This window comes from Nocardia aobensis NBRC 100429 (assembly GCF_000308375.1).
In the GTDB taxonomy this organism is placed as follows: domain Bacteria; phylum Actinomycetota; class Actinomycetes; order Mycobacteriales; family Mycobacteriaceae; genus Nocardia; species Nocardia aobensis.
Map to the genome: position 1 here is coordinate 37,400 of NZ_BAFQ01000298.1, position 26,547 is coordinate 63,946.

Consider the following 26,547-nt stretch of genomic DNA (forward strand, 5'->3'; position numbering starts at 1 on the left):
TGGGCGGGAACGACTCAGCCCATGAGGCGGCGCAGTATCTTCTGCATCGTCGCGCCATAGGGCGGATAGGCCGCCGCGGGGTCGGGCCGTGACGGCTTGCGCAGCACAGCCTTGTAGTGGCTGAAAGTATCGAACCCGTGTTTGCCGTGGTAGTTGCCCAGCCCGGAGTCACCGACTCCGCCGAAGGGCAGTTCGGGCACCAGCAGGTGATACAGCAAGTGGTTCACCACCACCGCACCGGAGGATGTCTGCTCCAGCACCGTGCGCTCGGTATCCCGCGAGGAGGTGAACAGGTACAGCGCCAGTGGCTTGGGCCGGCGATTGACGAATTCGATGGCATGCCGGACGTTTTCGACCGACAGCAGCGGCAGGATCGGTCCGAAGATCTCCTCGCGCATGAGCTCGGAGCTGGGGTCCGGATCAGTCACCAGGGCGGGTGTCAGGGTCAGCTTCGCTCGATCGATCGCACCGCCGAACTGTTCGCCACCGTGGCTGGCCAGCGCACCGGCCAGCCGGTCGAGTTGGCGTTCGTTCACGATGCGAGTGGTGTCGTTCGAGCCGTGCGCCGGCAGTTCCGCGAGCAGTCGTTCCACCAGTTGTGGCCGCACCGCGTCCTCGACCAGCACGTAATCCGGCGCGATGCAGGTCTGCCCGGCGTTGATGGACTTGGCCCAGGCGATCCGGCGAGCGGCGACCTCGATGTCGGCATCCGCGGTGACGATCACCGGACTCTTGCCGCCCAGCTCCAAGGTCACGGGAGTGAGATGCTGTGCGGCCGCCGTCATCACGGCTTTGCCCACCGTGGTCGAACCGGTGAAGAAGATGTGGTCGAAGCGCTGCTTCAGCAACCGGCGGTTGACCTTACCGTCGCCGAGGACCACTCGGACCGCCTCGGGATCGACATAACGCGGCAGCAACCGGGCCAGCAGCGCACCGGTACGGCCGGCGGCGTCGGAGGGCTTGAGCACCACGGTATTTCCCGCTGCAAGTGCGCTCACCAGAGGTTGCACAGTAAGCAGTACCGGGAAGTTCCAGGTGCCGAGGATCAGCACGACCCCCAGCGGCTCGGGCAGTGACCACGCCTTACCCGGCGCCGTCGCCGCGCTCATCCGCACCGGGTTCGGCCGCATCCAGTGCGCCAGATGTGACAGGGTATGGCGAATCTCGTGCCGCACCGGCCCGATATCGGCCATGAACGTCGCCATCGGACTCCGGCCCAAATCGGACTCGACTGCCGCCGCGATTTCGGGTTCGCATTCATCGATGAACCGGAGCAGCCCTTCCAATTGCGCGGTCCGCCAGGACAAGGAACGTGTCCGGCCACTGCCGAAAGCCGCGCGAGCACTGTCCAGGTCGGCGGTGAAATCCTGGTCGAACGCACCACTCGCCTTCGCGGTGGCCGCGGCGGTCATCGCTGGACTCCAGCGCGATCGCGGGATGTAGGGGCGCCCCCCACCATGGCCACAAAAGTGGCTGGAACAGGAATAACTTCGAACATGACGAGCACCATACATAGTGTTCAGATGTAATGTCAATCACGTTCTCTACCCGGCCGGAAGGCGTTGCGAATTGGGGGAAACATCTTGTCTGTACATTGTGTATGGACTACGCTGCCGATCCATGTCCGACTGGGAAATTGTTTCTCGTACAAATGTCCTCGAAATTCGCCGTTCCGGTGCCATTTCACAATTGGTCCTGGCTCGCCCGCAGGCCCTCAACGCCTTCGACCTCGCGCTGCAGAGCGAATTACGCAATGCCGTGGAAACGGCGGCTACCGACGATTCGGTGCGCTGCGTGATACTCACCGGCGCCGGTCGTGCGTTTTCTGCCGGCGCCGACCTTTCACTCGATGACCTGTCCGACGGAACCCGGCTGGCACCACGGACCGAGGAAGAGCTGCGCCTGCGGTACAACCCGACAGTGCGTGCCCTGCGAAACATGCCCAAACCGGTGATAGCCGCGGTCAACGGCGCCGCCGTCGGCGCGGGATGTTCGCTCGCGTTGGCCTGCGATCAGATCGTGGCGGCTCGGTCGGCATCCTTCACCCTCGCGTTCGCGCGAGTCGGTCTGACCTTGGACGCCGGGTCGTCACTGCTGCTCGGAGCACGGGTGGGCCTGGGCCGGGCTACCAGGATGGCGCTGCTGGCAGACCGCGTCGACGCCGAGACCGCCCTGAGATGGGGCATGGTCGATGAGATCGTGGACGACGACGCGTTGCCCGGACGCACCGGCGAACTGGCTGCCCAGCTGGCCGCCGGACCCACAGGCGCGTTCGCGGCGACCAAACGCAGCCTCAACACGGCGCTGCTCTCCGGACTGGACGCGAGTTTCGAAGTCGAGGTGGCCGGCCAGACGCGATTGGTCGATTCACCCGATTTCCGGGAGGGGGTCACCGCCTTCACACAGCGACGGCCCCCTGCGTTCACCGGAAACTGAAAGTGCCGCCGCTCAGTCTGTTTCGGCAAGAGCGGCAAGCAGCGCCGCATCGAACTCGGCAGCGGCTTCCAGCATCGGATAGTGGCCGGTGTCGAGTTCGACGAGCGTACTGCCGAGACGCTCGCACACCCAGCGCGCGCCGCGCACCGACAATGCGGGGTCGGCAGTGCCGATGATCTGAGTCACCGGTATCGCCACCCGGTCCAGGATGTGGGTCTGATCGGTGCACAGAAGGGTCCGCATCGCGGCCCGGGCCGCCCAGCTCGGCGTCTGCAGCGAGACTCTGTGCAGCCAGTCGAGCAGGTCCGGGTTCGGCGGTTGCTTGAATGGATCGCCCACCGCACTGCGGCGCAGGGCGATCCGGTCGCGGTGCTCGGCGTTGAGGATGGCGGTCAACGGCCCCTCGGCGGGCACGCCGAAAGGGAAGGACTCGGTACGAGACGCGGCGACACCATTCGAGGCGACCATGACGACGCGTTCGACCGCGGCCGGATGATCACAAGCCAGGCGCAGTGCGACCATGCCGCCGAGCGACCAGCCCACCACCGCCGCGATCGGAATGCCGAGGGCGACCAGCACGTCGGCCGCGTCCTCGGCGAGTGATCCGATGTCGTACCCGTCCAGCGGCGCGTCGGAACCGCCGTGACCACGCATATCCATGGCCAGCACCTGATAGCCGGCGTCCGCCAATACTCGGATCTGCCGGTCCCAGACCTCCCCACTGAGACTCCAGCCGTGTATCAGGAGGACCGGTCGCCCCGTCCCCAGCACCCGGACGTTGATGCGCACATTGTCACGGGTCTCGACGAGGCGTTCGGACATGGTTCTCCCTCAATGGATTACGGATGGGGCGGCCCGGGACGGGCGGTTCGGACGGAGCCGAGAACTACAGCGGCCCCGGAAAACTCAGGAGCGCACAGGCTCCGGGGCTGCGTGTGCGGCCGCGAGTGTGCCGCCCTCGCCGGCCAGCGCGACCAGTGAGGCCGGCGGTGCGAAGCGGTCGCCGTAAGCGGCGGCCAACTCCTCGGCACGGCGCACGAAACCCGCTACGCCTCCGGCATATCCGTCGATGTACTGCAGAACACCACCGGTCCAGCCGGGATAACCGATGCCCAGCAACGAGCCGATGTTGGCATCGGGCACCGACTCCAGAACACCCTCGTCGAGACACTTCACCGACTCGATCGCCTCGACGAACAGCATTCGCTCCTTGACATCGGTGAACGGCACATCCGCCCGCGACGCCCCGAAAGCCTCTGCCAGATGCGGCCACAGTCGCTGCCGGACACCGTCGACGTATTCGTAGAAGCCGGCCCCCGCCAACCGACCGGCGCGGCCGAACTCGTTCAACATGCGATCGAGCACCGCCTCGGCCGGATGCGCGACCCAGGTGCCGCCCGCGGCATTCGCGGCGTCGCGGGAAGCGTCACGCACTCGCCGCAGCAGTTCCAGATTCAGCTCGTCGGCCAGTTGCAGTGCCGGGGCCGGGTAGCCCGCCCGGGTCGTCGCCTGTTCGATCACCGGCGCCGGCACACCTTCTCCCAGCATGGCCAACGCCTCGTTGACGAAGGTGCCGATCACCCGGCTGGTGAAGAACCCCCGGCTGTCGTTGACCACGATCGGTGTCTTGGCGATCAGACGCGCCAGATCCAATGCGCGGGAAAGGGTTTCCTGCGAGCTGCGCCCACCCTTGATGATCTCGAGCAGCGGCATCCGGTCCACCGGGCTGAAGAAGTGCAACCCGATGAAGCGTGCAGGGTCGGTGACACTGTCGGCGAGCCCTGTGATCGGCAGGGTAGATGTGTTCGATCCGATCAGCGCGTCGGGGGCCAGCAGCGGCTCGATCTCACGAAGCACATTCGTCTTGAGCGCTGGATCCTCGAAGACCGCCTCGATCACGAGATCGGCACCGGCCGCGTCGTCGGCATCGGCGGTCGGCTGGATACGAGCCAGCACCTCGTCCCGGAACTTCGCGGAGACCAGCCCGGACTTCACTCGCTTGTCGAGCACCCGCTGCGAATAACCTTTGCCACGCTGTGCGGCCTCGGCGGTCACGTCTTTGAGTACGACCTCGATTCCCGAGACCGCACACTGGTACGCGATTCCCGCACCCATCATCCCGGCACCGAGCACGATCGCCTTACGCGGCGACCACGGCTCACGCGCCGCATCACGGCCGCGAGGTCCGCTGACCACTTGCATATCGAAGAAATTCGCCTGAATCATATTCTTCGCGATCTGGCCGGTCGCCAGATCCAGGAAGTAGCGCGCCTCGATCGTCAAGGCGTTGTCGACATCGACCTGAGCGCCTTCGACCGCTGCGGCGAGGATGTTCTCCCGCGCCGGGCAGGGAGCGCCTTTCGTCTGCGCACGTAGGCTGGCCGCCAGGGCGGGCAGGGTCGCGGCCAGCGCCTGCCCGCGGTCGCCCGGAGCGCCGCCGGGAATGTTGAATCCCGTTGTGTCCCATGGCTGTCGAGCATCGGCGTGCTCCCGGATCCAGGCCGCTGCGGCCGCGGGTAGTTCAGCTACGGTGGACACGGCTTCATCGACGAGACCGAGTTCGCGCGCGTGGGCCACCGTGTGTTTTTTGCCGGTGAGCAGCAGTTCCTGCAGTGCCACCCGGACTCCGAGCATGCGCACCGATCGCACCACGCCCCCCGCACCGGGCAGCAGCCCCAGCGTGACCTCCGGCAGTCCGAGGCGCAGATCGGGCGCATCGACGACGATTCGGTGGTGGGCGGCCAGGGCAAGTTCCAGACCGCCTCCCAGTGCCGAGCCGTTGATCGCCGCGACCACCGGAACCGGCAGTTTCTCCAGCCGCCGCAGCAGGGCGCTGTTGCGTTCGACGAACGCGGCGAACTCGTCGAGCCGGTCGCGGCTCGCCGTGCGCAGGTCGTTCAGGTCACCACCGGCGAAGAAGGTCTTCTTGGCGGAGGTGATGATCACCCCCGTCACATCATCGGCCCGCTCGATAGCGTCGAGTTCGGCGGCGAGGGACTCCACGAACAGTGAATTCATCGTGTTGACACGTTGATTCGGGTCATCGATCGTCAAGGTGACGATCCCGTCCGGATCGCGCGTCAGGTGAATTGCGCTGGCAGTACTCATCGTATTTCCGTGTCCTTTTGGGTTCGTCGACGATCAGAGGGCTTCTACGACGGTGGCGATGCCCATCCCGCCACCCACACACAGCGTCACCAGGCCATATCGGCCGCCGGTTCTGTGCAGTTCGTCCAGCACGGTGCCTACCAGCATCGCCCCGGTGGCGCCGAGCGGATGGCCCATCGCTATCGCGCCGCCGTTGACATTGACCTTGTCGAGATCGACGGCGAGATCCTTGACGAAACGCATGACGACCGAGGCGAATGCCTCGTTGACCTCGAAGAGATCGATGTCTTCCACGGCCAGGCCCGCCTTGGCCAGTGCCTTGCGCGATGCCGGGGCGGGGGCGGTCAGCATGATGGTCGGGTTGTCGCCGGAGACCGCGGTGGACACGATGCGTCCGCGCGGAGTCAGCCCCAGTTCGGCGCCCGCACGCTCACTGCCGATCACCAGGAGCGCCGCCCCGTCGACGATGCCCGAGCTGTTGCCGGCGTGGTGGACATGATCGATCCGCTCGACGTGCGGGAATTCCTGCAGCGCAACAGCATCGAATCCAGCGGAGGCGCCCAGCGCGGCGAAGGATGGGCTGAGCTTGGCGAGCGACTCGACACTGGTACCCGGGCGAATGGTCTCGTGGCGGTCGAGCACGATTCGGCCGTTGCGGTCGCGCACCGGCACCACCGAACCCTCGAACCGCCCCTCCGACTCGGCCTTCGCGGCGAGCTCGTGCGAGCGTGCGGCGAACTCGTCCACATCGGCGCGCCCGAAACCCTCGATGGTGGCGATCAGATCGGCGCCGATGCCCTGGGGCACGAATCCGGTGACGAGGTTGGTCATCGGGTCTTCCATCCAGGCCGCCCCGTCGGAGCTCATCGGCACCCGGGACATGGATTCGACACCGCCTGCCAGCACCACGTCCTCGAAGCCGGAACGCACCTTCTGCGCCGCGAGGTTGACCGCTTCCAGACCGGAGGCACAGAAACGGTTTATCTGCACTCCCGCGACGGTGTGCGGCAGCCCCGACACCAGCGCGGCTGTCCGGGCGATGTCGCCGCCCTGCTCCCCCACGGGAGTCACCACGCCGAGCACGATGTCGTCGACTCGACCGGGATCCAGCGATGGGTTGCGCTCGAGCACAGCTTCGATGGTCCCGCTCGCCAGGTCGATCGGTTTGACGGTGTGCAGGGAACCGGAATTCTTACCCCGGCCCCTGGGGGTCCGGACGGCGTCGTAGATCAGCGCCTGTGTCTCCGGCATGAGGACTCCTTACCTATTGATATTCGCGAGTGCCGCTGCGATCAGGCACTTTCCGGACCATACAACGTGTATGAACTACATGTCTAGCCTTCGCAAAATGTCGCTAATTGGTTCAGGTCCTGCCGATCGGTGCGATAGGAGTTGACCGGGTGATCGTCATCGGCGTAGCCGAACGAGATTCCCACCAGCACCTGCCGATTCGCGGGCAGGCCGAAGTGCCGCCGTATGAGGGGCGCCTGAGTGGCCAGCGCGGCCTGCGGAATGGTTCCGATCCCGCGGCTGTGCGCGGCGAGCAAGAAATTCGAGACAAAGATCCCGCAATCGACGGCACCATAGGAGCCGAGCGCCCGCTCGGTGGTCACAATCGCGACGTGCGGCGCATCGAATAGTTCGAAATTGCGCAACATCTGCCGGCCAGAAGCGATCCGATCACCCTTTTCGATGCCGAGACTCGAATACAGCTGCCGGCCGCTGATCTGCCGCCGCTCGCGATATACACCTTCATACGCTTCCGGAAACGCGATGTCGGGCGACTGCTGCAACCCATCGGCAATAGCGGAGCGCAACGCAGCGCGGAAGCGCTCGGTTTCGGCCCCGCTCGTCACGTGCACATGCCAGGGCTGGGTGTTGCACCACGACGGTGAGCGACGGGCCAGGTCGAGTATCCGCAGGATCTCCTCGCGCGCAACAGGTTCCGGCCGGAATGCGCGACAACTCCATCGATCGGCCAGCAGGCGTTCCAGCGCCGCGGTGGCCTCGTCGTCGGAACGGAGAACAGCAGTGTCAGGCATGGCGGATTCCTTACCGAAGATGGCAAACGACCGGCATCGCGGGCAAGAGCCTTACGAACAACGAAGCCAGACAGTCAGTGTAGACATAGTGTTCAGTCGGGTCTACCCTCGCTGTAACCACAGTCACAACGAGGAGATGGAAATGACCAGCGCATCGACGCGCCCGGAGGCCCGCACCTTCCGCGGCGACTTGGATGTCCCGCCCGGACTTCCCCGCGGCATAGACCTCGGCCGCATCGCCAACAAGGACAAGGCGATCGCAATGTTCGGCCGTGAGATGGTCGAGAAGCTGACCGATCACGCACTGCTCGCCGACGACTACGCCTATCAGGCGATGCTCGACTTCAAGGACAAGAGCAACACCACCAACTGGCGCACGTTCGATCTGGCCCTCGAACAGGGAATCGACGCTGTCGAAGACCCGAGTCCCGGCCTGGTCGCGCTGTTCGAGCAGTTCGACCGGATCCCGGATTGGGTTGATTTCGACCAGCTCTACCGAGGCGCGGTCGCCTTCTGGCGGGCCGGCCCCATCGTCCCGCCGGTGTTGGCATGGGCGACCATCGCGGGCGGGTTCTCCATGTACAGCGCAACCAGGCCGGTGCTGTTCAGCGGGCGGCTGCAACACTCGGACAGGGTCGGCACCCGGCTGATCGAGAGCTTCCGCTACGTCGTCGCCGCCTACACACCCGGAGGAATGCACCGCTTCGACGAGGGGTTCCGGCTCACTGCCAAGGTACGAATGATCCACGCCGCGGTCCGGCACAGTCTGGGACGTTCGGAAGCCTGGGACTGGGCCCGATGGGGTGTGCCGATCAATAACCTCGACGGTATGGTCACCCAGGCGGGACAGTTCGGGGTGAAATTCATCGACGCCGTGCAAAACTCGGGCATCCGCTACAGCGATCGCGAACTCGAGGACATCTTCGCGCTCAGCCGCTACGTCGGGTACGTGATCGGAGTCCCGGAAGACATCCTGCACACCGGCTACGAAGACGCGCGGCGCAAGACCGAACTCCACACGCTGATCGAGCAGCCACCGGACGATTTGTGCCGGGAAGTGGTGCATTCCATCATCAAGTTCAGCGTTGAGAATCCGCCCGGCGACGTAGAGGTACTTCCCGGCCCGGTGGCGAAATTCATGACCACGGAGCGCCGCCTGTCCTTGGCCTACGGTCTGTTGCACTCCTGGATCCCCGCCGACGTCATGACAGCACTCGGCGCCGAACGAACGCGCTGGCGACATGTACTGCCCGCCGTCCGCCCGTTCGTCTCTGCCGCCGACCGGATCAGCCGGCTCCTCCCCCATGACGACGAACGCACCGCCTTCGATATTCTTCGCACCTTCAACGCCGCGATCGAAGTACCCGCCGGGCAGAAGGCCGCCGCAGTCGCCAACCCGGACGAAGTGCACGCCGACATCACCGCCAACAAGGGGGGCATGCCCCGGGTGAGTTCCTCATGACGCGGCCGCCCCTCGATGGAGTGCGAATCATCGAATTGGCCGGTATCGGCCCCGGCCCGTTCGCGGGAATGATGCTCGCCGACTTGGGTGCCGAGGTGATCTGCGTGGACCGACCGGGCGGCAATCCCTGGGCGGCCCAAGGACATTCGATCCTGTTTCGGAGCAGAAGACATCTCGCCCTCGATCTGAAGAACCCCGCGGGCGCGGAAGTGGTGCGCAAGCTCTGTGGCGAGGCGGACGGCCTCATCGAGACGTTCCGTCCCGGGGTGGCCGAGCGGCTCGGCGTGGGACCACAGGACTGCCTGGCCGTGAATCCGAATCTGGTATACGGCCGGATGACCGGCTGGGGGCAAACGGGGCCGATGGCATCCATGCCGGGCCACGACATCAACTACATCGCGCTGGCCGGCGCCCTACACGCGATCGGCCGCAAGGGCCAAGCGCCAGTCCCTCCGTTGAACTTGGTCGGCGACTTCGGCGGCGGCGGAATGCTGCTCGGTGTAGGCATGCTGGCCGGGATCCTGTCCGCACGCGCCGGCGCCGGTGGCCGGGTTGTCGACGCCGCCATGATCGACGGCATCTCCGCGTTGATGGCGATGTTCCACACTTACCGCGCCGAAGGAACCTTCACAGCCGAGCGCGGCACCCATTTACTCGACTCCGGCGCCTTCTTCTACGACGTCTACCGCACCCGAGACGGGCAGTGGGTGAGCATCGGCGCCATCGAATCGGCCTTCTGGCAGAAACTGTGCGACCTCCTCGAGATGCCGGACGAGGTGCGAGACAACCAGTTCGACATCGAGAACTGGGACGAGTACCGCCGCATCCTGGCCGAGCGGATCGCCGGCTACGACCGGGCAGAGTTGGACGAGCTGTTCCTCGGTACCGACACCTGCTACGCGCCGGTACTGTCGCTCGCTGAAACGGTGGAGCATCCACATCACCGCGCACGCGGCACCTTCGTCGATATCGACGGTGTGGTCCAACCCGCACCCGCACCCAGATTCGACGGCGTCGCGCCCACCGCACCGCGTCCGCGCCGAGCGCCGGGCGCGGACAGCCGCCAGATCCTCACCGACCTCGGCTACCCGCAGCAGGCGGTGGACGCACTCGTCGCCGGCGGGGTCGTCGCCGACTGAGCGGCGAGACGGTCGCACCGCGTTGCCGAAGCCGCGAGAAGATCAGCGCGGCAACGGTATCGCGGTGCGACCGTCCTGGACCGCAAGGACTAGAGACCGAGCGACCGGCCGACAATCTCTCGCATGATCTCGTTGGTGCCACCGTAGATGCGCTGCACCCGCGCATCGCGCCATCGCCGCGCGACCTCGTACTCCTCCATATAGCCGTAGCCGCCGTGCAACTGCAGGCAGGCGTCCAGCGCCTCGAATTCGAGTTCGGTGGTGGAGAACTTGGCCCCGGCTGCCTCCGCGGCGGTCAGCTCACCGCTGTTCTGCGCTTCGATGCATCGATCGACGTAGACCCGAGCGAACCCGACCTTGGTGGATAGCTCCGCGAGCCGGAACCGGTTTGCCTGGAACGAGCCGATCGGCCGGCCGAAAGCATTGCGTTCCTTGGCATATGCGATCGCGGTCTCGACGGCGTACTCGGCGCTGGCGACCGCGACCACCGCCATCGACAGCCGCTCCTGGGCCAAGTTGCTCATCAGGTAGTGCAGGCCCTTACCCGGCTCACCGAGCACATCGGTCTCCGGCACATGTACGTCACGAAAGAACAGCTCGGCGGTGTCCTGGGCACGCCGGCCGATCTTCTCGAGTTTGCGGCCACGTTCGAACCCGTCGCGGTCCGACGGGACGACGAACAGGCCGAATCCTCCACCGTCTCCCTCCGGGATACGGGCGGCCACAATGATCAGGTCGGCTTGGATGCCGCGGGTCACGAAAGTCTTGGCACCGTTGAGCCGCCAGCCGTTTCCGTCGCGGACCGCAGTGGTTTTGATGGCCCGCAGGTCGGATCCGGTGCCGGGCTCGGACATGGCCACGGCGATCGCGATGTCGCCGTTGACGATTCCGGGTATCCAACGCCTCTGTTGTGCGGGCGCGGCAATATCCAGGAAGTACGGCAGCACGATGTCGTTGGTGAGCGAGAAGCCATCACCGACCGTTCCGGTGCGCACTACCTCCTCGTTGAGCACGGCGTTGAACCGGAAGTCACGCAGACCCGCGCCACCGAACTCCTCCGCCGCCGCGAATCCCACCAGTCCCTGTGCCGCTGCGGCTTTCCAGAAACCACGGTCGACCTGCCCCGTGGCCTCCCATTCAGCGGTGTGCGGCACGGCGTGGCGATTCAGGAAGCTACGTACCGAGGCACGGAACTGATGGTGTTCGTCCGCGAAGATGGTCCGTTCCATCTCAGATACCCATCGCTTTCCCGACGATCTCCTTCATGATTTCGCTGGTTCCGCCATAGATCCGCTGCACCCTGGCATCGGCGTACGCGCGGGCGATCGAGTACTCGGCCATGTATCCATAGCCACCGAACAGCTGCAGGCAGGCATCGACCACACGACCCTGTACCTCGGTGGCTTCGAGCTTGGCCATGGCCGCGCGATCGGCGGTCAGACGCCCGTCGAGGTGTTCGCGCAGGCAATCTGTGACGAAGGAGCGCACCACCTCGGTGTCGGAGTACGCCTGTGCCAGCGCGAACCTGGTGTTCTGGAACGCCGCCAACGGCTTTCCGAATGCCCTCCGCTCGCGCACGTATTCGGTGGCATGCTCCACCGCGCGAGCGGCGGCCGCGGCACTCGCCACCGCGATGGTCAGGCGCTCCTGTGGCAGATTCGACACCAGCGCGGTGAATCCGCTACCCGGATCGCCCAGCAGGTTCGCCGCGGGTACTGCGGCATCCTCGAAGAACAGTTCGGCCGTGTCCTGGGCGTGCATCCCGATCTTGTCCAAATTGCGGCCGCGAGTGAACCCTGGAGTGTCGCGTTCGACCACGATCAGCGAAAGTCCGTCGTGCCTGCCCGCATCGCGATCGGTACGTGCCGCGACAATCACCAGATCGGCATTGATTCCGTTGGAAATGAAGGTTTTCGCACCGTTGAGCACATAGTGGTCACCGTCGAGTACGGCGGTGGTCTCGATACCGGCGAGATCGGAGCCGGTACCCGGCTCGGTCATGGCGATAGCAGCGATCAGCTCTCCGCTCGCGAGCCCGGGCAGCCACCGCTTGCGCTGCTCGTCGTTCGCATAGCGCAGGAAATAGGGCACGCAGATGTCGTTGTGCAGGTTGACGCCGAACGACATCACCCCGGCCCGCGATACCTCCTCCGCGATCACCGCGTTGAATCGAAAGTCGTCGACGCCGCCGCCACCGAACTCCTCGCCGATAGCCATACCGAGAAAGCCATGCCCGCCTGCCTCGGCGAACAACCGCCTCGGGATGATGCCGTCCTTCTCCCACTGCGGGTAGTGCGGAACCACACGGGACTCCAGGAATTTTCGGAAACTCTGCCGGAAGGCTTCGTGTTCAGCGTCGTACACCGACCCTGCACTCACTCGTTGCTCTGATGTCGTCATACAGGCGACAATACATGCGATCCATACATCGTGTCCGTACGGTTCGTAATACTTTCTCACCAGCATCGAACGCAGCCCGAAAACGCAATTGACACTGTATCTGAACAAATTGTATGGTCGCCGTATGCCGCAGTCGAATCCCCCTTCGAGCCCAGCCCGCTGGGGTCTGCAACCGCTCGGAAGTTTTCAGCCGTCGCCCGATTTCACCGACGACGAACTCGCCGCCGCACTCCACGAGGCGAATCTGCCCGTGTTGCTCGGTGCGCTCGCTGTACTGACCGGACAGGACCGCTGGATCAAGGCTCCGTACCTGCCGACACCACCACCCGACCTCGGCGACCACGATTCGGGCGGCTTCGACGAGGTTGTGCGGCAACAGATCATCGACGAGGCGACGGAGGCGCTTCGGGCCTGGCGAGACGGAACCGAGACGTTCGGACACACTCCCCCGGAGCCCGACCGGCTCGCGCTGGTGCTCTCGGTCATGCTGGGCGAAACGATCCCCGCCGAATACGGCAGATTGCTCGGCGAGGAAATGGGAATCTATCCCCGCCACACCGAGCCCTCGGCACCGATCGACCCGACGTTTCGGGTGATCATCGTCGGCGCCGGCGTCTCCGGCCTGGCCATGGCGATTCGGCTGGGACAAGCCGGTGTCGACTACCTCGTGGTGGACAAGAACACCGAGGTGGGCGGTACCTGGCACGAAAACGTCTATCCCGGTTGCGGAGTGGACACCCCGAGTCACCTCTATGCGCTCTCGTTCGACCCCAAACCGGACTGGTCCAGCTATTTCGCACCGCAGTCCGAGCTCGCCCGCTACTGGCGCACCCTCGCCGAACGCCACGGAGTGCTCGAACACATTCGGCTGGGCACCCGGGTTCGCACAGCGATCTTCGACGAGCACACGAACCGGTGGCACCTCACGGTCGAATCGGCCGGCGGCGATTCCGAAACACTGACCGCCGACGTGGTGGTCAGCGCCGTCGGGCTACTGAATCAGCCCAGCGTGCCGGATCTGCCCGGGCTCGGAGAGTTCCGCGGATCCATCGCGCACACCGCGCAGTGGGACCCGGACGTGGATCCGGCCGGCAAACGGATCGCGGTCGTCGGAACCGGCGCCAGCGCAATGCAACTCGTCCCCACCAGCGCAGAGACCGCCGAGCACGTGACGGTGTTTCAGCGCACTCCGCAATGGGCGACTCCGCACCCGCTCAAGGGCCGTGCGGTGTCGTCGGCATTCCAGTTTCTCAGCGAGCACGTACCGTTCTATCTGGCCTGGTACCGCGCTCGACTGTTCTGGCGTATGGGCGACAAGGTGTGGGGCCTGCTACAGGTCGACCCCGACTACCCACACCTCGGCCGGGCGGTAAACAAGGCCAACGACAAACTGCGCCGACATCTGACGGCGTACATCGAACACGAACTGGACGGCCGCCCCGACCTGATCGCCAAGAGCGTCCCCGACTACCCGCCCTACGGAAAGCGCATGCTCATCGACGCGGGCTGGTTCCGTACGCTGCGCCGCGACAATGTCACGCTGGTGACCGCCCCTATCGCCACCATCACCGCCGAGGGGGTGCGCACGGCCGACGGCGCCGAGCATCCGGCCGACATCCTCGTTCTGGCAACGGGTTTCAAGGCCGTCGATGTGCTGGCCTCGATGGACGTGCGCGGCCGCGGCGGCCGCACGCTACGCGAGGTCTGGGGCGAGGGCGACGGCCGAGCGCACCTGGGTATCACGGTGCCGGGTTTTCCGAACTTCTTCTGCCTGTACGGGCCCAACACCAATACCGGACACGGCGGCACCGTCATCGCGAGTACCGAGATGCAGGTCCAGTACGTCACTGCCATGATCGCGGCACTGATCGACAACAACTGGGCCTCGGTCGAGGTGCGCCAGGATGTGCACGATGCCTACAACCGCGAACTGGATGCGGCACTGGCACAGACAGTCTGGGACTTCGGCGGAACCACCACCTACTATCGCAACGATCGCGGCCGCATCGTCACCAACAGCCCATGGCGCTACATCGACTACTGGAAACGTGTGCACGAGCCGCAGTTGTCGGACTTCGAGATCAGTTACCGCGACGCGTCCGTCGCCCCTACAACAACCCGATGATGTGAGGTAGTCATGTCCGAACTGGTCGAGGCCACCACCGACGGCGCGGCGCCCGGCATCGCCGCCGCCACACTGCCCGAGGCGTTTCAAGCCACTGTCGCCGCTCGAGGCGACTCGCCCGCGCTCGTCGCCCACGGCGAGGACACCACGCTCAGCTGGAACCAATTCGGTTCCGCTGTCGAAGAAGTCGCGGCCGGGCTGGCCGCGCTCGGCGTCGGCCACGGCGACACCGTGGGCATCCTGATGTCCAACAGCCCCGAATTCCACATCGTCGACATGGCAGCACTACACCTGGGCGCCACCCCCTTCTCGATCTACCTCACCTCCTCCCCCGAACAGATCGCCTATCTGTTCCGGAACGCGGGCAATGCCGTACTGGTGGCCGAGCAGCGCTACCTCGAGGTGATCGCGCGAACCGACGCGCCGTCGCTGAAACATATCGTGATCAGTGACGCCGACCAGGCCGCGGTCGCCGCCGATTCCGCCCGCACCCTCTCACTCGCCGAACTGCGCCGTCGGCGTCCTGACGGCTTCGATTTCACCGAAACCTGGAAATCGGTGCGGCCCAGCGATGTCGCCACCCTGATCTACACCTCCGGAACCACAGGCGATCCGAAGGGCGTCGAACTGACGCACTCGAACCTCATGTTCGTGATGCACTCCTGCAATATCCGTTTCCCGTTCACAGTCGAGGGGGCGGCCATCTCCTACCTGCCCACAGCGCATGCCGCGGACCGCGTCTTCTCTCACTATCTGGCCACCGTCACGGGATGGCCCATAACCACCGTGCGCGACGCCGCAACGGTTTTCGCCGCGGTCGCCGCCACCCGGCCGTCCTGGTTCCTCGGAGTGCCGCGCATCTGGGAGAAGCTGCGCGGCGCCCTGCTCAGCAAGTTCAGCTCCTTACCCCCGGCAGAGAGGGCCTCGACCGAACAAGCCCTCGAGGCCGCGGTCGAGTACGTTCGGATACGCCAGCGACAGGGCGCAGTCCCCGCCGACCTCCAGGCCCGGGTCGCCGCTGACGAAGAGCGGATCTTCAGGCCGCTGCGGGCCCAGCTCGGCCTCGACCGCATCGCATTGCTCATGACCGGCGCCGCACCGATCGCACCGGTGGTGCACGAGTTCTTCCTCGCCATCGGCCTCCCACTGCAGGAGGGGTTCGGGATGTCGGAAACCGGCGCCTTGGGCTTCACCAATCTGACCACCGATATCCGGATCGGGAAGGTCGGCCTGGCCCAACCGGGCACCGAGGCGGCTCTCGCGCCGGATGGCGAGTTGCTACTGCGCGGACCGCATGTCATGCGTGGCTACCGGAACGACCCGGCCCGGACGGCCGATGCCATCGACGCGCAGGGCTGGCTCCATACCGGCGACATCGCGGACATCGATGACGAGGGCTGGGTCTCGATCATCGACCGCAAGAAAGAACTCATCATCAACGCGGCCGGCAAGAACATGTCTCCGGTCAACATCGAGAACACCCTGAAGAGTGCGTCCGCGCTGATCGGCCAGGTATGTGTGATCGGCGATCGCCGACCGTTCAACATCGCACTCATCGTGCTGGACGCCGACTCGGGGCGAATCTTCGCGCAGCAGAAGGGTTTGTCCGATGCCTCGATAGCCGCGCTCGCCGCGCAGCCTCAGGTGAGGGCGGCGGTCAGCGCCGCGGTCGAGGAGGCGAACACGCGGCTGTCCAGGGTCGAGCAGATCAAAGCTTTCCGGCTAATGGACACTGAATGGCTTCCAGACTCCGAAGAACTCACTCCGACCATGAAAATGCGTCGGCGAGGCATCGCTCGGAAATACGCCGACATTATCGAGGATATCTATCGATCCACCGCACGCCCGGCGTGACTACGCCATTCGGACTCCGGGCGGGGTGAGGAATCGCTTGCCGACTCACCCCGCCCGGCTGCGACCTCACACTGTCGTGAATCGGCACAGACACCCACACCGTTCATTATGTCCAGACATCGGCTACTGTAGGCAGGTGGACATGGAATCGCTAGCACGCCAGCGACCCCGCGCACATGACGGCGGCGCTGTTGCCGAACTCGCGGTGTTTGCGGCCACTGAGCAACTGCTGCAAGAGATCGCGCTGCACGACCTGACCGTTGCGCAAATCATCAAAAGTGCGGGGTTGTCGCGAGCTAACTTCTACCACTACTTCGCTTCGAAGTTCGATGTGATTGTCGCCATGGTGTCCCGGCTACTCGATGACACCTATATCGAGGAAGGGCCGTGGAATTCCGATCTCGGGCGTTCCCGTCAGCGCGCTCTGGGCGACAATTTGCAGCGCACAATAGGGATGTGGTCCGAGCACGGACCGCTGATCTGCGCCGTCGTCGAGAACATGCACGGGACACCCGCGTTGTCGGCAGCGTGGAATGTCATGTTGCAGCGGTTCGTCTCCGCGATCGCCGAACAGATCGAGTTCGAGCGCGCGGCCGGCCGCGCTCCGGCAGGTGCACCGGCGCAGCTGATCGCCACGGTGTTGGTCTGCGCCTATGAGCGCGCTTTCTATATCGGGCAGCGTAAGCTCGACGCACGAATTCCCGACCCGGAATCGACAGTCGCGCCGATCACAGAGCTAACCTTGGCCGGCATTTACGGTGGGAAACGCCGTACAAAACGCTGCCGAAAGCAAAAGGTCACGGCGGCGGCGCCGTTGGAGATTTCCGACGAGAACATCGAGCCGGTGACGACCGGCGGCGATGCGGAGACCAAAGCAGCAATCCTGCGAGCGACGAGCGAACTGCTCGGCGAAATGACCCTGGATCAATTGAGCGTTGCCAAGATCCTGGAACGCTCACAACTCTCACGGGCGACATTTTACTTCTACTTCGGAAACAAAGACGAAGCCTTCATCGAACTGTTCCGAACCGTCGCCGAAGACATTGTCCGCGGATTCGTGCGGTTCGCCGCAATCGATCGCACCGACCCCGGCGGGATTCGAGGCGCGATTCACGCGTGGCTCGACCTCGACCCAGCCGATCTCGGTGTGCTGCGTAACGCCGTCCACGAATGGCCCCGTCGCCCCGAACTTCGCCAGCTCTATCTGCACACCGTGGCGAGGATGACGACGGTGATGGAGCGCATCATCGACGACGACCGCGCGGCCGGACTGGCCATCGAGGGGCCGCCGTCTCCAGAACTCGCCGCGGTGCTGTTGTGGACTATCGAACGCAGTATCGCCGGCTCACTCGCGGGTGAGACGAGCCTCCAAGATATCGACGCGGTCGCCTCCTTCCTCGGCGATCTGCTGGCATCCGCGGTCTACGGAGTTTGACGGTCAGTGAGCGCTACGAATGCCGGGCGGTAGCCGCAGTGTCCACAACACCAACAAACGATTGCCACTGGCCGTTCCGGCCGTCGAGTTGCCTTGCGATGGCGGTGAATCGGACCTTTTGCCCGCTGCGGTGAGTTTGCTGGAAGTGTTGGGGGAGGTCACCGATCCGCGGGCTCGTCGCGGCGGGAGGTATTCGGCGCACGCGATTCTCGCGGCCGTGCTGGCGGCCGTGGTCGCGGGTGCACGCTCGTTGACCGCGATCGGTCAATGGGTCGGCGAAGCGCCCGCGGCGGTGTTGTCGGAGTTGACATTCGGCGCCTCGGTGCCGGTGGAATCGACGATCCGCCGGTTGCTCCAAGCGGTAGCCACCGACGCGTTGGACGCCCCTGCCGCGCTCGTAGGTGGACAAGCAGAAGACCGGTGCCATTCGCGAGGGGCGGAGAACAACGGCTACAACGTTTCCGGCCGCGGCCGCATCCAAGCCGACATCATCAAGGCATACAACAAGGCCAGCTAATCCCACCGGTAGCAGCGCGGAGCCCGACTGAAGCACGAGTGCCCGGCGACGCGCCTGCAGCCGTTTTCGACACCGGCACGGCCGCGCGCCAGGCCCCAATAGTGCCCCTACACCGCTGATTTCGTGGGATCGGTATCACTGCTGGATGCGGTCGTTGAATCAACCTCGTCCGACCATCCGGCGAATGATCGCCGACGGGCAACTCCCCGCGTACCTGTCCACGGAACCGGTTGCATAGACAAGAGTGGACCTGGCTGGTTTCAAACCACCGACCTCTCGCGTGCGGCTACCGCCCTTCCGCCCGCGGCGGGGCGGGCGTTGCAGTCCCACCCGCGCCGAGCCGCGCCATCGACAGACATGACATGGCGGGAACCTGACGAGCGTTGAATCCAGCCCAACACCCTGAGAGGCTCCCAAGAAGGCTGGCCCAAATGGGCAAAACTCCTTCCCTTTTGGAAACGGAGATGGGATCCTCGACTTCATCTGGCGTAGAGCGAGGGACTCGATCAAACCGAATCGAGGCCTTGTCTATGTTGCGACTCCACCATCTTCGCTGTGTCGATTGCAGCAGTAATCCCAGGTGCACCTGCACGCACCATTGCCTGAGCGCGATCGCCATACGCTGTTGCTCCAAGCCTGCCGACGAGCGACCCTGTTGCGCCCTCACCCATTCCGTTAAGCGGCGGCAGCACGCGGCCATCCCCCGCGGACCATCAGCAAGTGCCACCCTGCTCGACGCTCGGCTTTGCCTGGCCAGCAAGGAATTTCATTCGAGCGAGGCCTTCAGAGGCTGCCATGGAATCTGACGAAGTATGGCTCAGCACCGATGAGATCGCCGAGCGTCTCAAGGTTCCGAAGAAGACGTTGGCGAGTCGGGCGGCCGCGGAGCGCGGCCCGCGCTTCGCACGCATGGGACGGTACAGGCGGTGTCGCCTGTCCGATCTACTGAGCTGGGAACAGAGCCGACTGGACGAAGGCGGAGGCCAGCGCCGAACGCCGGATTGCTGAAGCACGTGCAGATCCAGGTCCCTTTGACCGACTTCGGCCCACCCTTACAGCTACCAACTAGCAATCTTCACGCCCTTGTGGGGTGTCGGTTGCCAGGGTGAAGGGACCACTTCGGAGCTGGTTTTGCCATGTGGATGGGACCACCCCGTTTGCCATTGATGGGACCACCTGACTAGCGGTTTTGCCAGTTATGGGACCACCCGGCGTGGCTTGGGTGCTTTCGGTTGCTCGGCCGCTGTATTTAGCGGATGAGCTACCGGGAGGTGTCGGTGATCGAGATCAGGGAGATGCTGCGGTTGTGGCTGCAGGGTCGCGGGTTGCGGGAGGTGGCCCGATTGTCGGGCACCGATCGTAAGACTGTGCGCCGGTACGTCGAGCGGGCCCAGTCGTGCGGTGTGGACCGTGACGGCGGTGTCGAGCAGTTGACCGACGAGCTGCTGACGATGGTGATTACGGGCGTGCGGCCCAAACGCCCGACCGGCAAGAGCTCTGCCTGGGCGCCCTTGGCCGGGGAAGCCGAGCAGATCAAGGCGTGGCTGGATCAGGGTCTGACGTTGACCAAGATCCACATCTTGCTGGGCCGGCGCGGGGTGGTGGTGTCGTATCGGACGTTGAATCGTTACGCGACAACAGAATTGGAGTTCGGCAAGCGCCGCACGACAGTGCGGGTGACCGACTGCGAACCCGGTGCGGAGGTGCAGGTCGACTTCGGCCGGCTGGGCCTGCTCACCGACGTCGAGGGCCATGGCCGGGTGGTGAAGGGGTTGATCTTCACCGCGGTGTATTCGCGGCACATGTTCGTGTTCCCGACCTACCGAGAAACGTTGAACGACGTCATCGCCGGATTCGAAGCTGCGTGGGTGTTCTTCGACGGCGTGTTCGCCGTGGTGGTGCCCGACAACATGAAAGCCATCGTGGACCGGGCGAACGCGACCGATCCGCGGTTGAACGACTCGTTCCGCGAGTATGCCGAGTCCCGTGGGTTCGTGGTGGATCCAGCCCGGGTCCGCAGTCCACAGGACAAGCCACGCGTCGAACGCTGCGTTCCCTATGCTCGTTCGAATTTCTTTGCCGGCGAACGATTCCGGGATCTCGACGACTGCCGCGACAAGGCTGCACGGTGGTGCCGGGAGATCGCGGGCATGCGCGTGCACGGCACCGCCCGGCTACGCCCGGCCGAGGTGTTCGCCGCTGAGGAGCACCCGATGCTCAAACAGTTGCCCGACACAGTGTTCGACATCCCGACCTGGTCGAATCCGAAGGTCGCTCCGGATCGGCATGTTCAGATCAGCCAAGCTCTCTACAGCGTTCCCGGTGATCTGGTCGGGCAACGGCTGACCGCTCGCGTCGACCCGGCCACCGTGAAGCTCTACTTCCGCGGCGAGCTGATCAAAGTCCATCCCCGCATCGAGGCCGGCCGTCGGCAGACCGATCCGGCGGACCTGCCCAGCGAGTTGACCGCCTACGCGATGCGGGACTTGACTACGTTGCAACGCAAAGCTTTCGATCACGGAGCTCATATCGGCGCCTACGCCGCAGCGGTGCTGGAACATCCGCTGCCCTGGACGAAAATGCGGCAGGTCTACCGGCTGCTCGGACTGGTGCGCCGCCACGGCCCCGACAGCGTCGATGACGCCTGCCGCCGCGCCCTGGACGCCGAAGTGGTCGACGTCGGGCTCATCGACCGCATGCTCACACGCGGCGCTACCGGCCAGCAGTTGACGTTGCTGCCGCCACCTGCACCGTCCCGATTCGTCCGATCCACCACCGATTTCGCGGTCAGGAGGCCCTCATGAGCACCACCCGCCGACCCGCCGCGTCCCCGGCGGTCAAACCGATCGAGATCACACCGGAACTGAAATCGCTGATGCGTCGGCTAAAACTCGGCCAACTGCTGGACACCCTGCCCGAACGGCTGGCTCTCGCACGATCGAATCGGTTGCCGCACCACGACTTTCTGGAAATGCTGTTCGCCGACGAGGTCGCCCGCCGCGACCGGCAATCCGAGCAACGCCGCGCCAAGATCGCCCACCTGGACCCGCAGATGCAGCTGCAAGCATGGGACGACTCGACCGCGGTCACCTTCGACCGCGAACTCTGGGCCGAGCTGACCTCGCTGCGGTTCCTCGCTGACGCCTACAACGTCTTGATCATGGGACCAGTCGGTGTTGGAAAAACGTTCCTGGCCAACGCATTAGGACACGTTGCCGTTCGCCGCAACCACAGCGTCCACACCGAACGCGCCGACAAACTGTTTCAAACGACTACGCGGCGCACGCCTGGACGGCAGCTACGAAGACGAGATGCGCAAGCTGCACCGAGTCGACCTGCTGATTATCGACGATCTGGCTCTGCACCGGCTCGAAGCGCCCGAGACCAACGATTTCTACGAACTGATCGTCGAGCGCCACCGCAAGGCCTCCACCGTGATCACAAGCAACCGGGAACCACCGGAAATCCTGACCATGATGGCCGACCCTCTGCTGGCCCAATCAGCGATGGACCGACTCCAATCCGTCGCCTACGAACTCGTCGTCGAGGGCGAGTCATACCGGCAACGCCAGAAACCACGCCGCGGCAACCCCGCCGCCTCGGATTGACCAACCACCCGATCGTCGGCCACGATCATCACGCGGCCCGCGACCGGACCAACTGGTCCCATGCTCATGGCAAACCGGTGGTCCCATAACCCTGGCAAGCGACAGAAATAGAGGCCCTGATAAATGGTCTCGTGGCAGACATGCCAGTGCAGCTGGTCAGGGTATTCGGTGCGCAGCCATCTCGCGGACACCGCATCCTTGCTCGCGCAGCACCGCGATGCGTTCGCGTTCGAGCAGTGACAGGAAGCGGGACGAGCGCAAATCCTCACGCAGGACAGTCGGAGGCAGACCTCCACGCTGAGATCGCCAGTAGTACCCGGTGGTTCGGCCGATCCCGAGCCGTCGACACGCCTCGACCGTGCCGACACCGGCCGTCGTCAGCTTCCAGTACTCGTGCTCCAGAGCCAGTCGACGCTTGCGGCCCGGTCGTCCCATCTCCACCCGATTCTTCTAGCAGGGCGTTGCGACGAATCCTCGAACCCACGGCCCGCAGTGATCAGTATTCACGTTCCGCCGACAGCTGAAGGCGCGAGCGGTTCCAGGCTTCGTCAGCCGGTCATGCCCGGTATGAATCAGAAACAAGCTCTTTCGTCGAGCTTCTCGTCCGGACGTCGGGCGGTGCGACGGGGGTGGCTGCCTCGAAGTCCGTTGGTGTTCGAGCTGCCCGACACCGAGCGGGGTGGATGCGAACGTCCACAACGGAAGCGGCGACCGAATACGTCTTCGGTCTGATCGACGGGCTGACTCCCCGGCCGCCCGGGATGGTACGTAACATCTTGTATTGCAGGGCATTTCGCGGCCGCTTCACACAAAGTGTTTCGAGCTGGGTTCGAACCAGGAACCTCTCACGTGAGAGGCGCGAAGTTCACACAGTCCCTCGGACTGACGCGGGATGGGACATTCGTTCTCGTCTACGGAGCGCCTAGGGCATCAACCCGCGGCTGCGGTGCTGGACTCGCCGGACTCGCTGCGGGGACCGGGCAGAAAGTCGAACAAGTCAGGCAAACCACCCGAGATCCGATCCGGAAACTGCGGTGCCCGCTTGGCCAGAAAGGATTCGACGCCTTCCTGTACATCATCCGATACGCCGCGCAGGTAGATCGCCTTCGATTCGGCCTGGTGCGCTGTCTCGGGGCTATCGGCGCCGAGCATGCGCCACATCAGCTGGCGGGTCAGCGCGACCGAGACCGGGGCGGTGCCCGAGATCAGTTCCCGGGCCAGCTCGATCGCACGGTCCAGTACCCGCTCGGCAGACACCAGTTCACGAACCAGCCCGGAGTCGAGCGCCTGTCGCGCACTCACCATGCGACCGTTCAGGGTCCATTCCAATGCGGTGGAGATGCCGACGACGCGAGGCAAGAACCAGGTCGAGCATGCTTCGGGAACCAGCCCGCGGCGGGTGAACACGAAACCGAATTTCGCTGTGTCCGAGGCGATTCTGATATCGGCGGGCAGGGTCATGGTGGCGCCGACGCCGGCAGCAGGCCCGTTGATCGCGGCGATCACCGGCTTGAGCGAACGGTAGATTCGTAGTGTGACCCGGCCGCCCTGGTCGGCGGGCGCGCCCCCGGTGTCCGGATCGTCGCCCAGCACGAAGGTGTCACCTCCGGCGGCAAGGTCGGCTCCGGCGCAGAATGCACGCCCGGTGCCGGTGAGTACGACCGCGCGGATCGTGTCGTCGGCGTCGGTTTCGTCGAACGCAGCGATGATGCGCTCGCACATAGCATCGGTGAACGCGTTGAGCCGGTCCGGGCGATGCAAGCGCACGATCGCGATGTCGCCGCGCCGCTCGGTCAGGACCGGATTGTCGTCGACGGTCACCGTGTCTGTGTTCGCACTCATCGCACCTTCTCGAATCGCTCTGCGACATCGCGGTATTCGTCGCGGATCGCGGTTTTGGACAGTTTGCCGCTGGGCAGGCGCGGCAGGGGCTCATCCCGGATTACCACGTAGCGCGGCACTTTGTAGTCGGCCACCAGGGCGTCGCAGTGCGCGACGATGGCGGCGGCGTCGACATTGCCGCTGATGGTGACGATGGCCGCGGGGGTCTCGCCGAATCGCTCGTCCGTCGCGGCGATCACGGCCACTTCCTCGACTCCGTCCAGATCGGCGATGACGCGCTCGATCTCGACAGGCGAAATATTGATGCCGCCGGTGATGATCAGATCCTTCATCCGATCGACGAATTTCACCCGACCTTGTTCGTCGCGGGTGCCGAGGTCGCCACTGTGCAGCCAGCCCTCGCGCAGCGCCTGCGCAGTGGTCTGCGGGTCGTTCCAATAGCCAGGGGTGACGCCCGGCCCCCGGACCACGATCTCGCCTTCCTCCCCCGGCGCCGCTTCGGTGCCGTCGGGGCGGACGACCTTCAATTCGGTGAATATCGAACCGGTGCCGCACCTTTCGGGGTGACTGAAGGCTTCGTCACGGGTGGTCGCGGTCGCGACGCCGCCCGCCTCGGTCATGCCGTAGATCTGTCGCAGGGCCACGCCCTTGTCCGCCCAAGCCTGCAGCAGCGCCGGCGCGACCGCCGCACCGCCGACGATGGCGGTGCGCAGCGATGACAGGTCGGTATCGGCGAATTCCGCACTGCGAGCGATGGATTCCCAGATCAGCGGCACGCCGAACAGCGCGTTGACCTGGTGTCGTCCGATGAGCCCGACCGCGCGTCCCGGCCGGAACTCCTTTTCCACGACGAGCGTGTTGCCCAGGACCACCGACATCAGCAGGCCCCAGACCAGGCCCGGGGTGAACACCAGCGGCAGCAACAGGAGCGAGGTGCACCCGGGCCGGAAGCCTTCCTCGGTGAGAGTCGCCTCGAAGACGATGCTCAGCAGTGTCCGGTTGGTGCAGATGACGCCCTTCGACAGCCCGGTGGAACCGCTGGTGAACAGCAGCGCGACGGGCTCGTCCGGCTCGACGTCGATGCGGAAATCGTCGCGTTCACCCGATCGCAGCGCGGTGAAGTCGTCGAAGGACAGCGACCGGAAATCACCGCCCAGCGTACGCGTCTGCTCTATCCGTTCGGCGAACTCGACCGGTGCGATGGTCAGTACGGCGCCGGAGTCGTCGAGCACCTTGCGCAGCTCGGCCGCGGTGAGCCGCGGGTTGAGCGGCACCAGCACCGCCCCAGCCTTCAGCACACCGAGCGCGAGTACCGGCCAGGTGAGCGAGTTCGGCCCCAGCACGCCGACCCGCTCGCCCGGCTGGATTCCTGATTCGGTGATGCGGCGCGCCACCCGGCTCGACCAGTCCTGCAGCTCTCGGTAGGTGAGCGTCTCGTCCTCGACGATCAGGGCGGGACGGCCCGGTGTGGTGTCGGCCCACCAGTACAGGGCGGAGGCGATTGTCGCAGCCATTGTGGTCCTTCTCGTTGTGAAATGGCCTCGGGCTCAGTGGTTTCGGAGCGCTACTCCGGGGGACTCACGAGCCGGGACGGCCGGCGATCCGGCGTCGGAATTCTGGATGATTCGCGATGGGCACCGGATACGGCGCGGGGTGCTCGCCGCCGTCTCGTCCGGTGGTGTGACCCACACTACAGTTAGTTACATATTACGTCAATCGATATTTGTCATATGTTTCACGATCGGTCCGCCGCTACTGCCCGCTCCAGTTCGGTTTCCGTTTCGCCGCGAAGGCACGCGGCCCCTCCTTGGCATCCTCGCTGCTCATCACCACCCGGGTAGCGGCGCGGCTGAGCTTCCAATCCCCCTCGGCCCAGCCGTTGTGCGCCATGGCGCTTTCGTGCATGACGCGTTTGCTCTCCTGCACCGCCACCGGCGCGTTGGCGGCGACGACCTCGGCCAGCTCGAGCGCGGCAGCGAGGGCGCCGCCGGCCGGAGCGACGGCATTGACCAGGCCCAGTTCGAATGCCCGCGCTGCCGAGATCGGCCTGCCGGTCAACGCGATCTCGGCCGCGACCTTCGGCGGCACCTGCCGGTGCATGCGCAGAACCCCGCCGGCCGCGGCGATGAGTCCGCGAGTCACTTCGGGCAGCCCCAGCGACGCGCCTTCATCGATGACGGCCAGGTCCGCCGACAATACGATTTCGGTGCCACCCCCGAGCGCGAAACCGTTGACCGCGGCGATCACGGGTTTGGGAATCCAGTGGCGCACGATGCCGGCGAAATCCCATTCTCGATGTTCCGGGTCGTAGACGTTGTTTCCGGCTGCCAGTTCCTTGAGATCGGCTCCGGCACAGAACGCCCGGCCGGCGCCGGTGACGACCACGACGCGGACCTGCGGGTCGCCGGCCGCGCTCTCCAGCGCCGCTCCGGCCGCCGCGGAAAGATCCGAGTTGACGGCGTTGAGCGCGTCGGGGCGATTCAAGGTCACCACCGCGATGTGGCCGTTCACTTCGTAGCGTGCGGCAGGTTCCGGCTGGGGCACGGTCATCTCCTGACGTAGGGATTCGGTAGTGGCGG

At 65.1% G+C, this 26,547-nt stretch carries 19 protein-coding genes and 1 pseudogene; 9 read left to right on the forward strand and 11 right to left on the reverse strand.

Going from position 1 to position 26,547, the window contains the following annotated elements:
* Positions 1-14: 14 nt before the first annotated feature.
* On the reverse strand, positions 15-1,412 hold the full coding sequence (locus tag RJ03_RS34380; protein WP_036511398.1) for an aldehyde dehydrogenase family protein: 1,398 nt from the start codon (positions 1,410-1,412) through the stop codon (positions 15-17).
* Between the two features lie 208 nt (positions 1,413-1,620).
* On the opposite strand from RJ03_RS34380, the gene RJ03_RS34385 reads away from it, so the two are divergent.
* A complete protein-coding gene (locus RJ03_RS34385; protein ID WP_036511401.1) occupies positions 1,621-2,436 on the forward strand; it encodes an enoyl-CoA hydratase/isomerase family protein in 816 nt (271 codons plus the stop codon).
* Positions 2,437-2,448: 12 nt separating this feature from the next.
* Here RJ03_RS34385 and RJ03_RS34390 read toward each other — a convergent pair whose 3' ends face one another.
* The 4 genes from RJ03_RS34390 to RJ03_RS34405 all read right to left on the reverse strand — a co-directional run bounded on the left by RJ03_RS34390 (position 2,449) and on the right by RJ03_RS34405 (position 7,586).
* Positions 2,449-3,258, reverse strand: a complete 810-nt coding sequence (locus tag RJ03_RS34390; RefSeq protein ID WP_036511404.1) for an alpha/beta fold hydrolase — start codon at positions 3,256-3,258, stop codon at positions 2,449-2,451.
* A gap of 84 nt (positions 3,259-3,342) precedes the next feature.
* Complete coding sequence (locus RJ03_RS34395) at positions 3,343-5,544, reverse strand: 3-hydroxyacyl-CoA dehydrogenase NAD-binding domain-containing protein (protein WP_036511407.1); 2,202 nt, start codon at positions 5,542-5,544, stop codon at positions 3,343-3,345.
* Between the two features lie 33 nt (positions 5,545-5,577).
* Positions 5,578-6,795 carry an acetyl-CoA C-acetyltransferase gene (locus tag RJ03_RS34400; protein WP_036511412.1) on the reverse strand — a complete coding sequence of 406 codons (1,218 nt, stop codon included), beginning with the start codon at positions 6,793-6,795 and terminating at the stop codon, positions 5,578-5,580.
* Positions 6,796-6,878: 83 nt separating this feature from the next.
* Positions 6,879-7,586, reverse strand: a complete 708-nt coding sequence (locus RJ03_RS34405) for a nitroreductase (RefSeq protein WP_036511415.1) — start codon at positions 7,584-7,586, stop codon at positions 6,879-6,881.
* 142 nt (positions 7,587-7,728) lie between these two features.
* On the opposite strand from RJ03_RS34405, the gene RJ03_RS34410 reads away from it, so the two are divergent.
* Complete coding sequence (locus RJ03_RS34410; RefSeq protein WP_036511607.1) at positions 7,729-9,048, forward strand: oxygenase MpaB family protein; 1,320 nt, start codon at positions 7,729-7,731, stop codon at positions 9,046-9,048.
* The gene (locus tag RJ03_RS34415) at positions 9,045-10,187 is read left to right on the forward strand and encodes a CaiB/BaiF CoA transferase family protein (RefSeq protein WP_036511418.1); all 1,143 of its coding nucleotides are present in this window, start codon (positions 9,045-9,047) and stop codon (positions 10,185-10,187) included. Before RJ03_RS34410 ends, RJ03_RS34415 begins: the two co-directional genes overlap by 4 nt.
* 89 nt (positions 10,188-10,276) lie before the next feature.
* Here the strand turns inward: RJ03_RS34415 and RJ03_RS34420 are convergent, their stop codons facing one another.
* On the reverse strand, positions 10,277-11,416 hold the full coding sequence (locus RJ03_RS34420; RefSeq protein WP_036511420.1) for an acyl-CoA dehydrogenase family protein: 1,140 nt from the start codon (positions 11,414-11,416) through the stop codon (positions 10,277-10,279).
* Position 11,417: 1 nt separating this feature from the next.
* Positions 11,418-12,587, reverse strand: a complete 1,170-nt coding sequence (locus RJ03_RS34425) for an acyl-CoA dehydrogenase family protein (protein ID WP_051025669.1) — start codon at positions 12,585-12,587, stop codon at positions 11,418-11,420.
* A 124-nt stretch (positions 12,588-12,711) separates the two neighbouring features.
* On the opposite strand from RJ03_RS34425, the gene RJ03_RS34430 reads away from it, so the two are divergent.
* The 6 genes and pseudogenes from RJ03_RS34430 to RJ03_RS34460 all read left to right on the forward strand — a co-directional run bounded on the left by RJ03_RS34430 (position 12,712) and on the right by RJ03_RS34460 (position 22,126).
* Positions 12,712-14,712 (forward strand): flavin-containing monooxygenase, encoded by a 2,001-nt coding sequence (locus tag RJ03_RS34430; RefSeq protein WP_036511610.1) that lies wholly within the window; start codon positions 12,712-12,714, stop codon positions 14,710-14,712.
* Positions 14,713-14,724: 12 nt separating this feature from the next.
* Positions 14,725-16,566 (forward strand): AMP-dependent synthetase/ligase, encoded by a 1,842-nt coding sequence (locus RJ03_RS34435; protein ID WP_036511426.1) that lies wholly within the window; start codon positions 14,725-14,727, stop codon positions 16,564-16,566.
* Positions 16,567-16,708: 142 nt separating this feature from the next.
* Complete coding sequence (locus RJ03_RS34440) at positions 16,709-18,001, forward strand: TetR/AcrR family transcriptional regulator (protein WP_036511429.1); 1,293 nt, start codon at positions 16,709-16,711, stop codon at positions 17,999-18,001.
* 130 nt (positions 18,002-18,131) lie between these two features.
* The gene (locus RJ03_RS34445; protein ID WP_036511432.1) at positions 18,132-18,518 is read left to right on the forward strand and encodes a transposase family protein; all 387 of its coding nucleotides are present in this window, start codon (positions 18,132-18,134) and stop codon (positions 18,516-18,518) included.
* 1,256 nt (positions 18,519-19,774) lie between these two features.
* Positions 19,775-21,322 (forward strand): IS21 family transposase, encoded by a 1,548-nt coding sequence (istA, locus tag RJ03_RS34455; protein ID WP_036511438.1) that lies wholly within the window; start codon positions 19,775-19,777, stop codon positions 21,320-21,322.
* Positions 21,319-22,126, forward strand: a pseudogene (locus RJ03_RS34460) (ATP-binding protein). Before istA ends, RJ03_RS34460 begins: the two are co-directional and overlap by 4 nt.
* A gap of 156 nt (positions 22,127-22,282) precedes the next feature.
* Here RJ03_RS34460 and RJ03_RS35515 read toward each other — a convergent pair.
* The 4 genes from RJ03_RS35515 to RJ03_RS34480 all read right to left on the reverse strand — a co-directional run bounded on the left by RJ03_RS35515 (position 22,283) and on the right by RJ03_RS34480 (position 26,518).
* The gene (locus tag RJ03_RS35515; protein ID WP_373281748.1) at positions 22,283-22,561 is read right to left on the reverse strand and encodes a helix-turn-helix domain-containing protein; all 279 of its coding nucleotides are present in this window, start codon (positions 22,559-22,561) and stop codon (positions 22,283-22,285) included.
* A gap of 495 nt (positions 22,562-23,056) precedes the next feature.
* Positions 23,057-23,968 carry an enoyl-CoA hydratase-related protein gene (locus RJ03_RS34470; protein ID WP_051025657.1) on the reverse strand — a complete coding sequence of 304 codons (912 nt, stop codon included), beginning with the start codon at positions 23,966-23,968 and terminating at the stop codon, positions 23,057-23,059.
* Complete coding sequence (locus RJ03_RS34475) at positions 23,965-25,482, reverse strand: class I adenylate-forming enzyme family protein (protein WP_036511442.1); 1,518 nt, start codon at positions 25,480-25,482, stop codon at positions 23,965-23,967. Before RJ03_RS34475 ends, RJ03_RS34470 begins: the two co-directional genes overlap by 4 nt.
* Before the next feature lie 238 nt (positions 25,483-25,720).
* The gene (locus RJ03_RS34480) at positions 25,721-26,518 is read right to left on the reverse strand and encodes an enoyl-CoA hydratase-related protein (protein ID WP_036511445.1); all 798 of its coding nucleotides are present in this window, start codon (positions 26,516-26,518) and stop codon (positions 25,721-25,723) included.
* Between the last annotated feature and the right edge of the window lie 29 nt (positions 26,519-26,547).

Coding starts and splice junctions, on each gene's coding strand:
- RJ03_RS34380 (WP_036511398.1), bottom strand. CDS start 1,412: ATGACCGCCGCGGCCACCGCGAAGGCGAGTGGTGCGTTCGACCAGGAT.
- RJ03_RS34385 (WP_036511401.1), top strand. CDS start 1,621: ATGTCCGACTGGGAAATTGTTTCTCGTACAAATGTCCTCGAAATTCGC.
- RJ03_RS34390 (WP_036511404.1), bottom strand. CDS start 3,258: ATGTCCGAACGCCTCGTCGAGACCCGTGACAATGTGCGCATCAACGTC.
- RJ03_RS34395 (WP_036511407.1), bottom strand. CDS start 5,544: ATGAGTACTGCCAGCGCAATTCACCTGACGCGCGATCCGGACGGGATC.
- RJ03_RS34400 (WP_036511412.1), bottom strand. CDS start 6,795: ATGCCGGAGACACAGGCGCTGATCTACGACGCCGTCCGGACCCCCAGG.
- RJ03_RS34405 (WP_036511415.1), bottom strand. CDS start 7,586: ATGCCTGACACTGCTGTTCTCCGTTCCGACGACGAGGCCACCGCGGCG.
- RJ03_RS34410 (WP_036511607.1), top strand. CDS start 7,729: ATGACCAGCGCATCGACGCGCCCGGAGGCCCGCACCTTCCGCGGCGAC.
- RJ03_RS34415 (WP_036511418.1), top strand. CDS start 9,045: ATGACGCGGCCGCCCCTCGATGGAGTGCGAATCATCGAATTGGCCGGT.
- RJ03_RS34420 (WP_036511420.1), bottom strand. CDS start 11,416: ATGGAACGGACCATCTTCGCGGACGAACACCATCAGTTCCGTGCCTCG.
- RJ03_RS34425 (WP_051025669.1), bottom strand. CDS start 12,587: ATGACGACATCAGAGCAACGAGTGAGTGCAGGGTCGGTGTACGACGCT.
- RJ03_RS34430 (WP_036511610.1), top strand. CDS start 12,712: ATGCCGCAGTCGAATCCCCCTTCGAGCCCAGCCCGCTGGGGTCTGCAA.
- RJ03_RS34435 (WP_036511426.1), top strand. CDS start 14,725: ATGTCCGAACTGGTCGAGGCCACCACCGACGGCGCGGCGCCCGGCATC.
- RJ03_RS34440 (WP_036511429.1), top strand. CDS start 16,709: ATGGAATCGCTAGCACGCCAGCGACCCCGCGCACATGACGGCGGCGCT.
- istA (WP_036511438.1), top strand. CDS start 19,775: ATGAGCTACCGGGAGGTGTCGGTGATCGAGATCAGGGAGATGCTGCGG.
- RJ03_RS35515 (WP_373281748.1), bottom strand. CDS start 22,561: ATGGGACGACCGGGCCGCAAGCGTCGACTGGCTCTGGAGCACGAGTAC.
- RJ03_RS34470 (WP_051025657.1), bottom strand. CDS start 23,968: ATGAGTGCGAACACAGACACGGTGACCGTCGACGACAATCCGGTCCTG.
- RJ03_RS34475 (WP_036511442.1), bottom strand. CDS start 25,482: ATGGCTGCGACAATCGCCTCCGCCCTGTACTGGTGGGCCGACACCACA.
- RJ03_RS34480 (WP_036511445.1), bottom strand. CDS start 26,518: ATGACCGTGCCCCAGCCGGAACCTGCCGCACGCTACGAAGTGAACGGC.